Below are 2,372 nucleotides of genomic sequence, written 5' to 3' on the forward strand. Positions count from 1 at the left end.
TGATGTTCCGCGGCCTGCTGTTCCGGCTGGTGGAGCGAGGCTTGGGCACGTACGCGGCGTTGGCACTGTCTGGTGTGCTGTTCGGCGCGATGCATCTGTTCAACAAGCATGCAACCCTGCTGGGTGCCGTCGCCATCGCGATCGAGGCCGGCGGGATGCTCGCCGCCGCGTACGCCGCCGACCGCAGCCTGTGGCTGCCGATCGGCCTGCACTTCGGCTGGAATTTCGCGGAGTCCGGCATCTTCGGCACCGAGGTCTCCGGCAACGGCGCCACGCATGGACTGCTGGATGCCTCGACGTCGGGCGCGACCCTGATCACGGGCGGCGAGTTCGGCCCGGAGGCCAGCCTGTACTCGATGCTGTTCTGCGTGCTGGCGACGATCGTCTTCCTGCGGCTGGCCCGCCGGCGCGGCAACCTGGTACCCCGGCGGCGTGCCGAGCGCGTCGACGCCCTGGCTACACTCGGCCGGTGATGACACCTCACCGGGCCGGCCAGGTGTGGCGCCGGCTGGACGTCACGGTACGGGATCTCCCGCTCGGGCTGCTGATGCTCACCGGCTCGTTCGTGCCGGCGCTCCACGCCAACGGCACCGAGATCGGTGGCGTGCCGACCCGCCCCACCGACGCACTGGCCGTCGTGACGATCCTCCTGCAGTGCCTTCCGCTGGGCGGGCGCCGGCGCTGGCCGGGCGTCGCCCTCGCCCTGGTGACGTGCGGCTTCGCCGTCGACCAGCTGCGCGGCTACCACGCGTTCGCGACAACCGCGCTGCCCATCGCGCTGCTGAGTGCCGGGTCCCATCTGGAACGGCACCGCCGGACCTGTGTGGTCGTCCTCTCCGTGGTGTACGTGCCGCTGGCGGTGGCGCTCTCCCGGCTCGGCACGGGCGAGTCGCCGGAGGGGTTCGTGACGTTCTACCTGGCGCTTGTCCTGGCGTGGGGCGCCGGGGCGTGGCTGCGCTCCACCCGGGCCGCCGAGGCGGACCGGCGGCGCCGCGTCGCCGAGGACACCCGTACCGCCGAACGCACCCATATCGCCCGCGAGCTGCACGACGTCGTGACCCACCACGTGACGGCGATGGTCGTACAGGCCGAGGCGGCACGCTATCTGACGGCCGCGCCCGAACGGCTCGACCAGGCGCTGACCGCTGTCACGGACACCGGGCGGCGGGCCATCACCGACCTGCGGCACCTGCTCGACCTGCTCAACCCCGATCACGGCACCGGGGCGGCGGCGGACGCGGCCGAGCCCAGGACGCCGCCGGTCGGCAGGCTGCTCACCCTTGTGGAGCAGACTCGCCGGGCCGGCCAGCCGGTGGAGTTCACCGAGAAGGGCACACAGGCCGAGTCGACCGGCAGCGCCGACCTGGTGGCCTACCGGGTGGTGCAGGAGTCGTTGACGAATGCCCTCAAGTACGCCCGCGGCAGCCGGACCTCGGTCCAGGTGTGCCACGGGGAACGGGAGATCACCGTGGAGGTCAGCACGGACGGCTCCGGCTCGGGGGCCACCTCCCCGGGCGGGAGCGGTCGGGGTCTGGCGGGCCTGCGCGAGAGGGTCGGCATCCTGGGCGGCGACTTCAGCGCGGACCGCAGTTCGGGCGGCGGCTTCGTCGTACGGGCGCGGATACCGGCGAGGAGCACGACGTGACCGTACCGATCCGGGTGCTGGTCTGCGACGACCAGATGCTGATCCGCACGGGGCTGGTGACGATCATCGACGCCCAGCCCGACCTGGAGGTCGCGGGCCAGTGCGGGGACGGGCGCGCCGCCGTCGAGCTCGCCGGCCGGCTGCGCCCGGACGTTGTGGTGATGGACATCCGCATGCCGGTGCTGGACGGTCTGGAGGCCGCCCGTCTGCTGGCCGGGGCCGGGGTGGAGCATCCCGTGAAGGTGCTCGTGGTGACCACGTTCAACCTGGACGAGTACGTCTACGAGGCGCTGCGTGCCGGGGCGAGTGGGTTCCTGCTCAAGGACGCTCCGCCGGACCGGCTGCTGCACGGCATCCGGACGGTGGCCTCGGGCGCGGCACTGCTGGATCCCGAGGTGACGCGCCAGCTCGTGGGCAGGTACGCGGCCCGGATCCGGCCCGCCGCGGGCGGGGCTCCGCAGGACATACCGCTGACCCCCCGTGAGCTGGAGGTCCTGCGTCTGATCGCGGACGGTCTGTCCAACGGCGAGATCGCCGCGGCCCTCGTGATCAGCCAGGAGACCGTCAAGACGTTCGTGTCACGCATCCTCAGCAAACTCAGCCTCCGCGACCGCGTCCAGGCGGTCGTCTACGCCTACCGCCACGGGCTGGTCACCTGAGGTACGCGCTGACCGTCCGGTACGGCGGCCGGCGCCCCCGTGACCGTGCTCCCCGTTGCTGTGCCGTG

At 72.3% G+C, this 2,372-nt stretch carries 3 protein-coding genes; all 3 read left to right on the forward strand.

All coding sequences use genetic code 11. From position 1 onward, the window contains the following. Window positions 1–473: CPBP family intramembrane glutamic endopeptidase (locus ABFY07_RS42575; protein ID WP_346179598.1), on the forward strand; the 473-nt coding region annotated here is incomplete at its 5' end. Next, on the forward strand, window positions 473–1,645 hold the full coding sequence (locus tag ABFY07_RS42580; RefSeq protein ID WP_346179600.1) for a sensor histidine kinase: 1,173 nt from the start codon (window positions 473–475) through the stop codon (window positions 1,643–1,645). The genes ABFY07_RS42575 and ABFY07_RS42580, both read left to right, overlap by 1 nt. After that, window positions 1,642–2,304 carry a response regulator gene (locus ABFY07_RS42585; protein WP_346179599.1) on the forward strand — a complete coding sequence of 221 codons (663 nt, stop codon included), beginning with the start codon at window positions 1,642–1,644 and terminating at the stop codon, window positions 2,302–2,304. The genes ABFY07_RS42580 and ABFY07_RS42585 overlap by 4 nt, the downstream gene beginning before the upstream one ends. Window positions 2,305–2,372: the final 68 nt, after the last annotated feature.

This window comes from Streptomyces sparsogenes subsp. cuspidosporus, assembly GCF_039532705.1.
Classification (GTDB): domain Bacteria; phylum Actinomycetota; class Actinomycetes; order Streptomycetales; family Streptomycetaceae; genus Streptomyces; species Streptomyces sparsogenes.

Excerpts from the sequence above, each read along its gene's own strand:
- ABFY07_RS42580 (WP_346179600.1), top strand. The coding sequence starts at position 473 with ATGACACCTCACCGGGCCGGCCAGGTGTGGCGCCGGCTGGACGTCACG.